This window comes from Dokdonia sp. Asnod1-B02, assembly GCF_045063955.1.
Lineage (GTDB): Bacteria > Bacteroidota > Bacteroidia > Flavobacteriales > Flavobacteriaceae > Dokdonia.
Genome location: NZ_JBEFNW010000002.1, coordinates 2,568,228 through 2,581,978 on the forward strand (window position 1 = coordinate 2,568,228; position 13,751 = coordinate 2,581,978).

The window sequence follows — 13,751 nt, forward strand, 5'->3', positions numbered from 1 at the left end:
TAAAACAAATGTAGGTCAATTGTTAAAGGCAGTCCTAACGTATAAGACTAATTTAACACTTGATTGAGTGGCACTTTGATATTATCCTTATTAAATGATACGATAAAAGCCTCTTTGTACCCTTTATTTTTTGCTTCTTGTAATTGTGTACGAGCTAAGTTGTAGTCTGAGGTTGCGCCATAATAATACTTATACAAACGGCCATCTTTAGAACGACTTACAGACTTAAGACCCTTAAAATTATAAGATTTAGTTTCTAGTTTACGTTTACTCGCTGCAAGTTGTACTTTAAAGGTCACACCCTCTACTACCTTAGACTTAGGTGTCGCAGTAGGAGTCGTAGTTTTTACAATCACAGGATTTGCAATCTCAACACGCTCGTTCATCTGTATACTCTTCTTATAATTAGTAACAGCTTTACTAATTGCCTTTGCCATTTTATCTTGACCAGCAGTAGAGTTTAAGAATTTTCCCTCTTCATTGTTAGTAAGAAAACCTGTTTCTATAAGCACACTAGGCATTACAGATCTGTGCAACACCCAGAATATAGCTTGCTTCACACCGCGACTGCTGCGCTTCACGCTACCTGTAAATTCATTTTCTACAAAGCTTGCTAGGTTGATACTTTGATCAAGATATTCCTCTTGCATAAGCTCAAGGCCTATACTCGTCTCTGGACTATTAGGATCAAAACCTGCATATCGCTTTTCATAGTTTTCCTCAAGTAAGATTACCGAGTTTTCTTTTTTGGCGATAGCCATATTCTTTGCGTTACCGTCTATACCAAGTACAAAAGTCTCCGTTCCTTTAGCTTGTGAGGAGTGGGAATTACAATGTACACTTATAAAAAGATCTGCATTTGCATTGTTTGCAATATCTGCTCGTTCCCATAATTCTAAGAAAACATCTGTCTTTCTAGTATAAATCACTTCTACATCAGATTGCTTTTCTAATTCTTTCCCTAGAGCCAAGACTACATTGAGAGCTATATTTTTTTCGTAATATCCGTTTCCACGGTTACCACTATCACCTCCACCGTGTCCAGCATCGAGAACAACCTTGAATTTTTTAGAAGAATTACTGGATTGCGCTTTCGCGAAAGCGCCTGAAAAACAACTCACTACAAGCAGTACAGTTGTTAAATAAATATTAAATATGTTTTTTTTACGCATCATTTATATCAAATATGACTCTTTTGAACGTTAGGTATTAAATTGATCTCTGTAAATAAGGTAACGTGCATTACACGCTTGTTATTTTCAAAATTGTAATTCTAGGGCTGTAGCCGAAAAAAATATACGTAATTTTGACACTTTAATTGATAATTATTTGCACAAAAATAGGCTAATCGCATTGCAAACAAAAACTGCACACTTTCTTATTGTACTCTCTCTTTGCTTGCTACCATTGCTTACGGCAAGTGCACAGGAACTCCCATCCAAGAATGATGCCAGACGCGTACCTGCAAGGGATACTACGTTGATTCAATCTGCAACTGAAGGTTTTGCTAGGCTTGATTCCATCACTCCTACCGTAGTTGCTATAGAAGATACTACCAAAACAATACAAGATTCTATAAAACAAAAGCCAGAAACCCTTACAGACAAGGTTGTTTACAAGGCAACAGACTACCAGCGCATATCACAACGTAAAAAGAAAATCTACCTTTATAATGAGGCAGAGATTGTATATGAGGACATGAAAATAAATGCCGGTGAAATCATTCTCGATTATGAAACTAACACCGTATTTGCTCGAGGAATAAAAGATTCTGCTGGAAATTACTCTCAAATACCTTATTTCGTTCAAGGTCCTAACGAAGTAAAGCCAGATTCCATAAAGTTTAATTTTGATACGCAACGAGCTCTTATTTATGGTTCGCGCGTTGAAAAAGCTGGCGGACAGCAAATAAATTTAAAAGCAGAACGTAGTAAAAGAGTAAATGACTCTGTGATCTTTATGAGTAATGTAAAGATATCTACCTCTGAAGATCTTGATAATCCAGAATACTACTTTCTCGCTCGTAAAGTAAAATTTGTACCTGGTAAAAAACTTGTTGCAGGACTTACTAATATGTACATCGCAGATGTTCCTACTCCTATAGGTTTACCTTTTGCTTTTTTCCCTATGGAAAAGGAAACTAGCGTATCTGGCTTTATATTACCTGGACCAGGAGAAAGTAGAGAGCGTGGATACTCACTAACAAATGGTGGATATTATTTTGCGCTTAGTGAGTATTTTAATCTAGCACTTACAGGTGATTATTATACAAACGGTAGTTATGCCTTTAGAGCAGACACTGATTATAAGGTGCGTTACAAGTACAACGGTAGGTTTAGTTTCAGTTCTGAGCGTATTTTGTTTAGTGAGCGTGGTCTTCCAGACTTTTCTGAGACTAATACGTATAACATACGCTGGAATCACAGTCAGGACACCAAATCTAGCCCTAACAGTAGATTTTCGGCCTCTGTAAACTTAGGTAGTAGTAACTTTTATAGACAATCACTTAACCAGGCCAATACAGGTAACTTCTTAAATAACAACTTTAGCTCTTCTGTTTCCTACTCACGCACGTTCCCTGGTACAGTCCCTGTGAATCTAACGGTTGCTGCGACTCACAGTCAAAACTCACGAACGGAAGAAATCACGATGTCACTTCCCTCTACCCAACTTAACGTAGATAGGATTTATCCTTTTGCTGGTAAGTCTGGGTCTAAGAAAGGGCTTATTAAGAATGTAAACTTGAGTTATGCATTACGAGCAGATAACCGCTTTAGAACAAACGACGACGAGTTTTTTACTGCTGCCATGTTTGAAGGTGCAGAAACTGGAATAAGACATAGTATCCCTATTGCAACCAACTTTAAACTTTTTAACTACATCAGTGCTTCGGTAAGCGGTAGTCTTGAGGAAAGTTGGGTATTTAAAACGATAGATCAACGTTTTGATGAAGAAACCAATGCTGTAGTACGAGATACAGTAAACGGTTTTGATGCCTATAGAACCTACAGAGGTGGATTGAGCTTAGGAACGACCGTTTACGGAACTTTTAATTTTAAGGAAACTAGCAAGATTCAAACCATACGTCACGTAGTACGACCATCATTAAGTTGGTCATATACTCCGGCTTTTGATCAGTTTTACGAGACCTACACACGACCTGATCCTAATGATGTGACAGATCCTCAAAATGTAGAAGTAGAGTATTCAAGATTTGACGGAGGATTCTTTGGTGCTCCTAGTAATCGCGTTTCTAATTCGCTCTCATTTAGTCTTGCAAACACACTAGAAGCAAAAGTACGGAGTAAGGATAGCACAGATACAGAGCCCAAGAAGATAAAGCTTATCAATAACCTCAACATTAGGACCTCTTATAACTTTGCTGCAGATGACCTTAAGTTATCACCTATCTCTGTAAACGGATCTGTTCCTATTTTACAAGAGAAGCTTGACGTAAACTTTAGTGCAAACTTAGATCTCTATGCACTTAATAGTGCAAACCAGCGAATAAACACGCTTAACATAAATAATGGTGGTAGTCTCTTTAGACTTACCAGCGGACAGGCGAGTTTTGGGTACAGTTTTTCTAGTAGAGATTTTGACAAAGATGCTAAGGCGGGTGTAAATAAAGATCGCACAGAAAACGAAACCTTTGCAGGTGGTGGACGCCCAGATGATTTATTAGGAAAAGGCGTTGACATTACTGGAAACACAAACGCGGGAAATCGAGAGCCAGAAGACGAAGAAGAAAAAGAGATTGAATTTTATAGGTTTAAAATTCCGTGGAATTTACGCTTTGGGTATCAAGTAGGATACGCAAACAATGCACGTCAAAACGATGTAAGCTCTCACTCTATCGTAATAAGCGGAGACGTAAAATTAGGAAATAGATGGACTGTGGGTGGATCTACTGGATATGATCTTGCAAACCCAGGTATCACTTTTACCTCACTTAATTTTGCGCGTGATCTTGAGAGTTGGAACATGCGTTTCAGCTGGGTTCCTCCTGTAAATTCAGATCCTAGTAGAACTTCTTGGAATTTCTTTATCGGGATTACTGGTAACTTACTTAGTGATATTAAATACGACAAACGCCGTACGCCAGATCAACAATTATAAGTACGAAATGTATAATCACGCTTTCGCGAAAGCGTAACAAATACCATTACTCATGAAAAAAATAATCACAACATTAAATGCTCCGGCTCCAATAGGCCCTTACAACCAGGCAACATTAGTAAACGGAATGCTATACACTAGCGGACAGATTGCTATCATACCGGCAACTGGTGAGCTTTTTAAAGGAAGTATAGAAGAAGAGACTGAACTTGTTATGCAAAGCGTCAAAGCGATTCTTACAGAAGCTGGAATGACTTTTGAAAACGTGGTCAAGACTTCCATCTTCATTAGCGATATGGAAAACTTCGGGAAGATTAATAGTGTGTATGGAAAGTACTTTGATGAAGCTACAGCTCCTGCAAGAGAAACAGTAGAAGTGGCAAATCTTCCTAAATATGTGAATGTAGAAATAAGTGTTATCGCTGCTGAATAAGCTAACCTACACTTCAAATAATTCTGAGAGCTGCTTGTAAAATCTTAATTCATGATTTTTACAAGCAGCTCTTTTAGTAAGTCGTTACTTGCAAAAGCACTCGCTCCTACCCCTTTACTCTTTACATCTACTTCTCTTATCAAGGAGATACAAGCACTTACTTTTTTCATAGGGTAATTGCGACCTGCAGTAATATATTCATCTACAAAAAAAGGCGAGACACCCAGTGCTCTTGCTACCGTAGTCTTATCCTTTTGAGGAAGTCCGTGATATTTGAGAATACTCGCAAACAAACTAAACAACTGACTCACTGTTAAGACCAGCGGATTATCCTTAGGATTCTGTGTAAAGTATTGTGCAATGCGCTGTGCCTTCACAATATCTTTCTCTGAGATTGCTTTACGTAACTCAAAAATATTGAAGTCCTTACTTATCCCAATATTCTCCTCGATGGCTTGTGGTGTAATCTCGCTCCCTTTAGGTAAAATAAGCATCAACTTATTGAGCTCATTAATTACTTTCCCTAAGTCATTCCCTAGATAGTCTACTAGAATTTGTGCCGCTTTAGGTTGGATATGGTATCCCTCATCTATAAGCACGCGACGCAACCAGTCGCCTACTTGGTTTTCATAGAGTTTCTTACTTTCATAATGAACTCCGTATTCCTTTAAGGCTTTTGCGAGTGCTTTACGTTTGTCTAGCTTCTTATATTTATATGCCACCACCAGCACTGTTGTAGGCTGCGGGTTTTTTACATAAGCGGCTAGCTTCTCAATCTGGCGTGACAGATCTTGCGCTTCTTTTACAATCACTACCTGGCGTTCTGCCATCATAGGATAGCGCTTTGCGTTGCTCACAATATCTTCTATGGTCACGTCACGACCATAAAGCACCACTTGATTGAAGCCTTTTTCGGCTTCATCTAGTAGATTATGCTCTATATAATCTGAGATTTGATCTATAAAATAAGGTTCTTCCCCACTTAAAAAGTAAATGGGTTTTATGATTCCTTTTTTAATGTCTTCAACTATGTTTTTTGCGTGCTTCACCTTTGGGTTTTCCTGCAGAACTCGTACTATTGTGGTATGCAACAACTCTCTTTTCCTGCATACTCTTTCAGACTCAAAAGTAGCGAAAACAAACGGTATATTTTTGACGTCATTCGTAAAAAGTTCTTGGTACTCACTCCCGAAGAATGGGTGCGACAACACATATTACAATGGCTCCTGACTGAAAAAGGATATCCGCTAAGCCTTATTAATGTTGAGAAAGAAATAAAAGTAGGTAATACGCGCAAGCGTTATGATATTGTCATTTTTAATAAAGATGGCTCCCTCCTACTTATTGTAGAGTGTAAAGCTCCTGCTATAAAAATTACCCAAGAAACCTTTGATCAGATAGCCCGTTATAATTTGCAATTACAAGCAGATTACTTGATGGTGAGCAACGGACTTTCACATTATTATTGCCAAGTAGACACAGTAGCAGAGCGTTATGACTTCTTGCGATCGCTCCCAGATTATGAGCGAGAAGTAAAATAAGTACGCTTTCGCGAAAGCGGAATCCCATAAAAACCTTTTATTTGTAGTGTGAACATAGCCATCGTCATCTTAAACTGGAACGGAAAAGAACTACTTGAACGATTCCTTCCCACTATTATTGAGCATAGTGAAGACCTCGCAACTATTTATGTAGCCGATAACGCAAGTACAGATAGCTCTGTAGGTTACGTGCAAGAACACTTCCCGAGCGTTCACATTATAAAGAATGCAGAAAATGGTGGTTATGCAAAGGGTTATAATGATGCACTTAAAACCATAAAGGCAGATGTCTATGTACTCATTAATAGTGATGTGCAAGTGACTAAGGGCTGGCTAGCACCTATGATTGCTCTTTTTGACGATCCTAGAGTATCTGCGGCGCAACCTAAAATTAAAGATTTAAAAAAACCTACGCACTTCGAGTATGCAGGTGCAGCTGGAGGTTTTCTAGACAAGTTAGGCTATCCGTATTGTAGAGGTAGACTATTTGATACTTGTGAGGAAGATATAGGACAATACGATACTACCGTAGAGGTACAATGGGCAAGTGGCGCTTGTCTCTTTGTAAGATCATCTACCTTCTGGGAAGTGGGAGCACTAGACGAAATATTCTTTGCTCATCAGGAAGAAATAGATTTATGCTGGCGAATTAAAAACAAAGGATACCGTGTACTCGCTTGTGGTGATAGCGAGGTATATCATCTAGGCGGAGCTACACTACCCTCTGCAAACCCAAAGAAGACATTTTATAATTTTAGAAATACGCTCTTTAATGTTGTAAAGAATATTAAGGGGTTTAAAGCGCTATTTATCATATTTTCAAGACTCGTGCTTGATGGTATTGCGGCACTAAAGTTTCTGTTTTCTGGGCAGCCTAAGCATCTTTTGGCTATCTTGAAGGCTCATTTAAGTTTTTATGTGCACATACCTGCACTATTACAAAGACGCTTACGCCTAGTGTCTTCTAGACGTTATGCTGATACAACTTCAATTATATGGAGTTATTTTGTACAGAAAAAGCACACCTATAAGGACTTAAGTAACAAACCATAAATTACTGTTAACAAGTATCTATGGCATCGCTGTTTTAGTACATTTATCACAAATTTAAAAGTTACACAAACTATGAAACGATTATTGATTGCTGGTATTGCCAGCGCCCTACTGCTTACTTCTTGCGTTTCTAAGAAAGAATATGCTGCGCTTGAGGCAAGACAACAAGAAACTCAAGACTTATTGAACTCTGCTACGGTAAAGTTAAATTCTTGTCTAGAAGAGAAAGCAAGTGCTACTACTCGTGTGAAGTCACTAGAAGAGCGCATTGCAGAAATGAGAAAAGACAGAAATGACCTTATCCAAAGTTCTAAGGACCTTACTATGCTCACAAAGCAAGGAGCGTCTAACTTAGAAAAGTCACTAGAAAGCTTAAAAGAAAAAGATCTTAAGATTAACCGTCTTCAAGATGCTCTTACTAAAAAGGACAGTGTAACACTTGCACTCGTTACTAGCCTTAAGAAAGAGGTAGGTATCAATGACACTGATATTGAAATCAATGTTGAGAAAGGTGTGGTTTTCATATCACTTTCTGATAAGGTATTATTTAAGAGCGGAAGCTATAACATTACTTCAAGAGCAGAAGAAATCTTAGGAAAGGTTGCTACGGTAATTAATGGTAAGCCTAACTTTGAAGCACTTGTAGAAGGTCACACAGATAACGTTCCTTATAATAAAGGAGGTGTTCTTATAGACAACTGGGATTTAAGTGCTAAAAGAGCAACGGCTATCGTAAGAAAGCTAGTAGACTTAGGAGCAAATCCTGCACAGCTTATTGCTGCTGGACGTAGCGAGTTTGTACCGCTAGTAGATAACAGCACTTCAGAAAACAGATCTACAAACCGTAGAACTAAGATATATGTACTTCCTAAGATTGATCAATTTTATGATATGATTGAGCAAGAAATGAAGAACATGTCTGGCGAAGATGTACAAGTAGAAGAAGGGAACTAAGAATCTCATTAAATAACTCTTACAGAGAAAAGCGACTATCGGCAAGATAGTCGCTTTTTTCGTTTAACAACACAAATGAGATTTGAATATGTGCCCTTGAACGTCAAAATCATCGCTCAAAGACACAATTTAAACGTTTAAATGTTAAAATTTAGTGTACTTGGTCGATTATCGTCTTAAATGTGCGGTTCATAGAGGTTTTCACAATACTTTCGTATGTATAGTAAATTAAAACCGCCCCATTATGAAGAATTTTACTCTTGTTATCTTAGCTCTTTTCTGCTCATCAATACTTGTTGCAGGAATCTCTCCAAAGGAAAAGCAAGCTCTTGTAGACTTATACAATAGCACTAACGGAAATGAGTGGACAAACTCTTGGGATCTTTCTCAAACTCCAGAAAACTGGATGGGTGTTACTATCTTTAGAGATCAAGTATTTGCGGTAAGTCTTAAGGACAACAATCTTACGGGTACAATCCCAGCGAGCATTGGGAACCTTACAGGGCTTAAAATATTAAATCTTCAGAAAAATGATTTACACGGAGCAATACCAGCTTCTTTAGGAGCTATCAAAGGTCTTAAAACAATCAACTTATCTTTAAACAAACTTGAAGGGAACATTCCTAGCGAGATTCTTGCGATGAGAAGTCTAGAGTATCTAGATCTTTTCTTTAATAACTTAAGTGGAGAATTACAGAACGATGTAGCTGGATTGAAAAACTTGAAAAGACTTAGTCTTGCAAATAATGACTTTAGAGGAAAGCTTCCTGTAGCAATCACTTCATTAGAAAAACTTACAGACTTACAATTAAGTAGTAATAACTTTACTGGTAAACTACCTAACGGTCTTGCAGCGTTACCACAATTAAAGAAGCTTAACCTTTTTGACAATAACTTCACTGGTGAGTTTCCTACAAAGCTTAATGCTCTTAATTTAGATGAGCTTACGTACAATAACAACAACTTTACAGAAACGGCTACCCTACTTGCGGCTGGCGAATAATTTACTAGTCTTTAGGTTAGATTAGTAAGTACCCCAAATCTTTAATTAGATTTAGTTAAGAGCCTCTCCTTTTGGAGAGGTTTTTTAATAGGTATCTGTTTTATAATTCTGGACTTCCTTTTCCTTCTCTTATAAGAATAGGCTCATCACCCGTAAGATCGATTACGGTAGAAGGAATATTGCCTCCATAACCACCATCAACTATTACGTCAACACGGTTTTGCCATTTCTCAAAGATAAGTTCTGGATCTGTGGTGTATTCTATCACCTCATCTTCATCATAGATTGACGTAGAGATAATAGGATTACCCAGTGCTCTTACGATGGCTCTTGTAATCTCGTTATCTGGTACACGTATTCCTACTTCCTTTTTCTTTTTAAAAACACTAGGCAAGTTATTATTACCTGGCAATATAAACGTATAAGGTCCCGGCAGTGCTCTTTTGAGTATTTTAAACGTCTGCGTATCTATTTGCTTCACATAATCTGAGAGATTACTTAGATCCTCGCATACAAAGGAGAAGTTAGCCTTAGCTAGCTTTACTCCTTTTATCTGTGCAACGCGTTCTAGCGCTTTTGTATTTGTAATATCGCAGCCTAACGCATACACTGTATCACTTGGATAAATGATGAGTCCGCCGTTTTTTAGGATTTTTACGATTTCCTGTAAGTCCCTGGGGTTTGGATTTTCTTCGTAGAGTTTTATAAACTTTGACATGGCTGTAATTTTTTGTGAATGTACGAGTAACAATTAATATGAGAATCACGCTTTCGCGAAAGCGTAACTTCCCTAATCTACGCGCTCTACTTCGTCCTCAAGTTTGAGTACTTTATCACCATCTTCTTGCTCGATGTATAACGCCTTGTTACCAGACTCACCATTACGAGTGACTTCATTGCCTTTGATAGTACGGGTCACTTTCTCTGTAAAAGTTTCGGTTACTTTTCCTTCTGCGGTACCGTTACCCCACTTCCACTGTACTTTTGTTCCTTCCTTGATCATAACTTTTTTATTTAAAGTTACTTATAAGCTTAAAATATCTCGCAGAAAGTAACGCAACCTTAACATAAAAGTAAAATCTGTGCGTTATACCTTAAAATTATCTTAATGAAACTACTATATATCCTCTGCTTACTGGCTGCAATGAGCTGGAGCTGCTCAGATAGTGACGAGACTACCACAGATGTCATTACTCCTGATACGGAGATGGAAGAAGCTGTTGCTCTTGAGGCGCTTACCCTACTAGATGTTCCCTACGGTAATGATCCTGCGCAGGTGTATGATATCTATTTACCTGCAGGACGTAGTGCTGCCAAAACAAAGATGATTATCCTCATACACGGTGGTGGCTGGACAGAAGGAGACAAGGAAAATGTTTCTGCTTTTATAAACCTGGTGCAATCACAACATCCAGATTATGGCGTGGTAAATATGAATTACATTCTGGCAGATCCTCCAGCGATACCGGCATTTCCTAATCAGTTTCTGGATGTGCAGGCGGTGATCAATCAGCTTAATGATACGAGTAGCGAGTTGCAATTTAATAACGAGTATGCTTTTATAGGACTTAGTGCTGGCGCACATATTGCGATGATGTATGACTACACCTATGATGTGGACGACCAAGTAAAATTTGTAGCCAACATTGTAGGCCCAGCAGATTTTACAGATCCCTTTTATGCAGACGGCCCTGGTTTTGAAATCTACATCGCCGCACTTACTGATGAAACTGCCTATCCTGAGGATGCAAATTACAGCGAACTGTTAAGCCCTGCCAAAGTAGTCACAGCAAGTGCTAGTCCTACCCTACAGTTTTACGGAGATCAAGATCCGCTGGTGCCGCTTACTAATGGTCAGCGACTAGATACGGCGCTTTCTAATGCTAGTGTTCCGCATATATTTACCATTTATGAAGGTGGTCATGGAGATTGGGACGCAACGAGCTACCTCGATGTACAGCAGAAAATAGGCGCATACATCGACCTCTACTTACCTATAGAAGATTAAATACATCGCCTTAAACAATATGACGACATAGAAGGTGTTCCTGTATAGCTTTCGCGAAAGCGTACATATTACCATAAAAAAATGCTGACATCTAATGGACGTCAGCATTTGTGTTTTATATCAGCTTGTGTGCGTACTAGCTTACGATTTCAAGTTTGGCAAAACGTAGTAACAACTTTTTGAGACCACCGTTTTCAAAATTTATTTCTGCTTTTTGATCTTGGCCTTTCCCTTCTAGTCCTACCACAATCCCTTTCCCAAAACGGATATGCTTTACCACCGTGCCCGCTTCTAGTGCTCCTGCGAGTGAAGAGACAGGCTCATCACCGCTAGTAGGTCTTATCTTGCGCAACTTGCGTAGCTGGTCTTGCGATGGATTACCCACTCTAGGTGGTGTACCGCTCACTGGTTTCTTTAAACGTAATTTACTTTTATCTACCTCCCCATACTCATCTATATCCATGAGTGACTTATAGCGGTTTCTCATCATAGGCGTCTGGTAGTCCAGATACTTATCATCTATTTCCTCTATAAAACGGCTAGGCTCTGCATCTACCAGTTTACCCCAGCGATATCTAGACTCTGTATAGGTAAGGTATGCCTGCTTCTCTGCCCTTGTAAGTGCCACATAAAACAAGCGGCGCTCCTCCTCTAGCTCACTACGCGTGCTCATACTCATACCAGAAGGAAAGAGATCTTCCTCCATACCCACGATGTATACAAATGGAAACTCAAGTCCCTTTGCTAGGTGGATGGTCATTAACGCCACGCGGTCATCATCACCCGTATCATTATCCATACTTGTGGCAAGTGCCACATCTTCTAGAAACTCTGCCAGCGATCCTGTAGTATCTGCCAGCTCCCTTTGCTCCTCTACAAAGTCGCGCATACCATTGAGCAGCTCCTCTATATTTTCTATACGAGCAACGCCCTCTGGAGTTCCATCCTTTTTAAGTTCTTGTAAGAGTCCCGTTTTCTTTGCAACCGTTTCTGCCACGGTAAAGGCATCACTTTGCTCATTAAGAATCTGGAAACTCTTGATCATCGTGACAAAATTCTTAAGCTTAGTCTGTGTACCGCGATTTATATTCATCGAGGGACCTAGCTGCTCTATTTTATCCATCACCTCAAACATAGAACGCCCGTAGTGCTTTGCAGCCACCGTAAGCTTATCTATGGTCGTACCGCCTATTCCTCTTGCAGGATAGTTAATCACACGTTTAAGTGCTTCCTCATCTTTTGGGTTGATAAGCACGCGCAGGTATCCCAGCACATCCTTAATCTCCTTACGTTGATAGAAGGATAACCCTCCATAAATACGGTATGGGATATCTCGCTTACGCAAGGCATCCTCCATCGCACGTGACTGCGCGTTTGTTCTATATAAAATCGCAAAATCCCCATTCATCAGTTGGTGATTCATTCTATTTTCAAAAATAGAACTCGCCACATAGCGTCCCTCCTCCCCATCTGTAGGAGAGCGGTGCACGATAATCTCACCACCATCTGGGTTTGCGGTCCAGACCGTTTTATCCAGTCTGGTTTTGTTTTTTTCTATCACACTGTTTGCTGCCTCCACAATCACTTTTGAGGAGCGATAATTCTGTTCTAGGCGGTACATTGCTACATTCTCATAATCCTTCTGGAAGTTCAAAATGTTATTAATGTTTGCCCCACGGAAGGCGTAGATACTCTGCGAGTCATCTCCCACCACACAGATATTCTGAAACTTATCAGACAGCGCCTTTACAATAAGGTACTGGCTATGGTTAGTATCTTGGTACTCATCTACTAGTATGTACTTAAAACGATTTTGGTATTTGTTAAGCACCTCTGGAAAACGGTTAAGCAACTCGTTTGTGCGTAGTAGTAAATCATCAAAGTCCATCGCCCCTGCCTTAAAACAGCGATCTACATACTCTGCATAAATCTCACCCATGCGCGGGCGTTTTGCCATCGCATCTGCCTCTACCAGCTCAGGATCATTTTGATACGCACGTACCGTAATCAAGCTGTTTTTAAAAGAAGAAATACGGTTTTGAATCTGCTTGTACTTATAGATATCCTTATCCAGCTGCAGCTCCTTGATAATCGCGCTTATTAAACGCTGGGAGTCTTGGGTATCATAAATCGTAAAGTTAGACGGGTACCCTAGCTTATCTGCCTCAATACGCAAGATTTTGGCAAAAATGGAGTGAAAGGTTCCCATCCATAAATTCTTTGCCTCAGAGCTACCCACAATATCCGAGATACGCTTTTTCATCTCACGTGCCGCCTTATTTGTAAAGGTGAGTGATAAGATGTTAAAGGCGTCTACTCCCTGTGACATGAGGTAAGCAATACGTAAGGTAAGCACACGCGTTTTACCAGATCCCGCACCTGCAATTACAATTAATGCTCCCTCTTTATGTAGTGTGGGAGCGCGTTGGGCCTCGTTTAAGCCCTCAATATATACTTCTAATTTTGAATCCATAGCAGGGGTACAAAGTACGGATTGATCACAAGAATTAAAACCACAATCCATGATTTTATAGCTCTTTTGTAAACAATAACAATAGGCACGCTTTCGCGAAAATTTGACACCTCACACCTCCCGCGTTCCATGATAACTATTGCTAGCGAGGAGCAGCGTATTTCATT

General features: G+C 39.4%; 12 protein-coding genes. 7 read left to right on the forward strand and 5 right to left on the reverse strand.

Annotated features, from left to right (window positions below; translation table 11 throughout):
- Positions 1–47: 47 nt before the first annotated feature.
- Complete coding sequence (locus tag ACJJVU_RS11640; protein ID WP_405225582.1) at positions 48–1,175, reverse strand: N-acetylmuramoyl-L-alanine amidase; 1,128 nt, start codon at positions 1,173–1,175, stop codon at positions 48–50.
- Positions 1,176–1,353: 178 nt separating this feature from the next.
- On the opposite strand from ACJJVU_RS11640, the gene ACJJVU_RS11645 reads away from it, so the two are divergent.
- Positions 1,354–4,119: a putative LPS assembly protein LptD gene (locus ACJJVU_RS11645; protein WP_405225585.1), complete on the forward strand. Its 2,766-nt coding sequence runs from the start codon at positions 1,354–1,356 to the stop codon at positions 4,117–4,119.
- A 52-nt stretch (positions 4,120–4,171) separates the two neighbouring features.
- The gene (locus tag ACJJVU_RS11650) at positions 4,172–4,552 is read left to right on the forward strand and encodes a Rid family detoxifying hydrolase (protein ID WP_298323975.1); all 381 of its coding nucleotides are present in this window, start codon (positions 4,172–4,174) and stop codon (positions 4,550–4,552) included.
- A 44-nt stretch (positions 4,553–4,596) separates the two neighbouring features.
- Here ACJJVU_RS11650 and holA read toward each other — a convergent pair whose 3' ends face one another.
- Positions 4,597–5,601, reverse strand: coding sequence for a DNA polymerase III subunit delta (gene holA / locus ACJJVU_RS11655; RefSeq protein ID WP_298323973.1), 1,005 nt, complete (start codon positions 5,599–5,601; stop codon positions 4,597–4,599).
- Positions 5,602–5,637: 36 nt separating this feature from the next.
- Here holA and ACJJVU_RS11660 point away from each other — a divergent pair, with 36 nt between their 5' ends.
- The 4 genes from ACJJVU_RS11660 (at position 5,638) to ACJJVU_RS11675 (ending at position 9,103) form a co-directional block, all read left to right on the forward strand.
- A complete protein-coding gene (locus ACJJVU_RS11660) occupies positions 5,638–6,093 on the forward strand; it encodes a type I restriction enzyme HsdR N-terminal domain-containing protein (protein WP_013749581.1) in 456 nt (151 codons plus the stop codon).
- Positions 6,094–6,141: 48 nt separating this feature from the next.
- A complete protein-coding gene (locus ACJJVU_RS11665) occupies positions 6,142–7,146 on the forward strand; it encodes a glycosyltransferase family 2 protein (RefSeq protein ID WP_405225590.1) in 1,005 nt (334 codons plus the stop codon).
- Positions 7,147–7,218: 72 nt separating this feature from the next.
- Complete coding sequence (locus ACJJVU_RS11670) at positions 7,219–8,100, forward strand: OmpA family protein (protein ID WP_405225593.1); 882 nt, start codon at positions 7,219–7,221, stop codon at positions 8,098–8,100.
- A 244-nt stretch (positions 8,101–8,344) separates the two neighbouring features.
- A complete protein-coding gene (locus tag ACJJVU_RS11675) occupies positions 8,345–9,103 on the forward strand; it encodes a Two component regulator three Y domain protein (RefSeq protein WP_405225596.1) in 759 nt (252 codons plus the stop codon).
- A 100-nt stretch (positions 9,104–9,203) separates the two neighbouring features.
- Here the strand turns inward: ACJJVU_RS11675 and ACJJVU_RS11680 are convergent, their stop codons facing one another.
- Both ACJJVU_RS11680 and ACJJVU_RS11685 read right to left on the reverse strand, forming a co-directional pair.
- Positions 9,204–9,821 carry an L-threonylcarbamoyladenylate synthase gene (locus tag ACJJVU_RS11680; RefSeq protein WP_013749585.1) on the reverse strand — a complete coding sequence of 206 codons (618 nt, stop codon included), beginning with the start codon at positions 9,819–9,821 and terminating at the stop codon, positions 9,204–9,206.
- A gap of 72 nt (positions 9,822–9,893) precedes the next feature.
- Positions 9,894–10,106, reverse strand: a complete 213-nt coding sequence (locus tag ACJJVU_RS11685; RefSeq protein ID WP_298323946.1) for a DUF2945 domain-containing protein — start codon at positions 10,104–10,106, stop codon at positions 9,894–9,896.
- Between the two features lie 105 nt (positions 10,107–10,211).
- Between ACJJVU_RS11685 and ACJJVU_RS11690 the strand changes: the two genes are divergently transcribed.
- Positions 10,212–11,111, forward strand: a complete 900-nt coding sequence (locus tag ACJJVU_RS11690) for an alpha/beta hydrolase fold domain-containing protein (protein ID WP_405225601.1) — start codon at positions 10,212–10,214, stop codon at positions 11,109–11,111.
- 136 nt (positions 11,112–11,247) lie between these two features.
- Here the strand turns inward: ACJJVU_RS11690 and ACJJVU_RS11695 are convergent, their stop codons facing one another.
- Entirely contained in the window at positions 11,248–13,584 is a 2,337-nt protein-coding gene (locus ACJJVU_RS11695) for an ATP-dependent helicase (protein WP_298323940.1), read from the reverse strand.
- Between the last annotated feature and the right edge of the window lie 167 nt (positions 13,585–13,751).

Bases quoted from the DNA above. Each gene is read 5' to 3' on its own strand.
- ACJJVU_RS11640 (WP_405225582.1), bottom strand. From the start codon at position 1,175: ATGATGCGTAAAAAAAACATATTTAATATTTATTTAACAACTGTACTG.
- ACJJVU_RS11650 (WP_298323975.1), top strand. From the start codon at position 4,172: ATGAAAAAAATAATCACAACATTAAATGCTCCGGCTCCAATAGGCCCT.
- ACJJVU_RS11660 (WP_013749581.1), top strand. From the start codon at position 5,638: ATGCAACAACTCTCTTTTCCTGCATACTCTTTCAGACTCAAAAGTAGC.
- ACJJVU_RS11670 (WP_405225593.1), top strand. From the start codon at position 7,219: ATGAAACGATTATTGATTGCTGGTATTGCCAGCGCCCTACTGCTTACT.
- ACJJVU_RS11675 (WP_405225596.1), top strand. From the start codon at position 8,345: ATGAAGAATTTTACTCTTGTTATCTTAGCTCTTTTCTGCTCATCAATA.
- ACJJVU_RS11680 (WP_013749585.1), bottom strand. From the start codon at position 9,821: ATGTCAAAGTTTATAAAACTCTACGAAGAAAATCCAAACCCCAGGGAC.
- ACJJVU_RS11685 (WP_298323946.1), bottom strand. From the start codon at position 10,106: ATGATCAAGGAAGGAACAAAAGTACAGTGGAAGTGGGGTAACGGTACC.
- ACJJVU_RS11690 (WP_405225601.1), top strand. From the start codon at position 10,212: ATGAAACTACTATATATCCTCTGCTTACTGGCTGCAATGAGCTGGAGC.
- ACJJVU_RS11695 (WP_298323940.1), bottom strand. From the start codon at position 13,584: ATGGATTCAAAATTAGAAGTATATATTGAGGGCTTAAACGAGGCCCAA.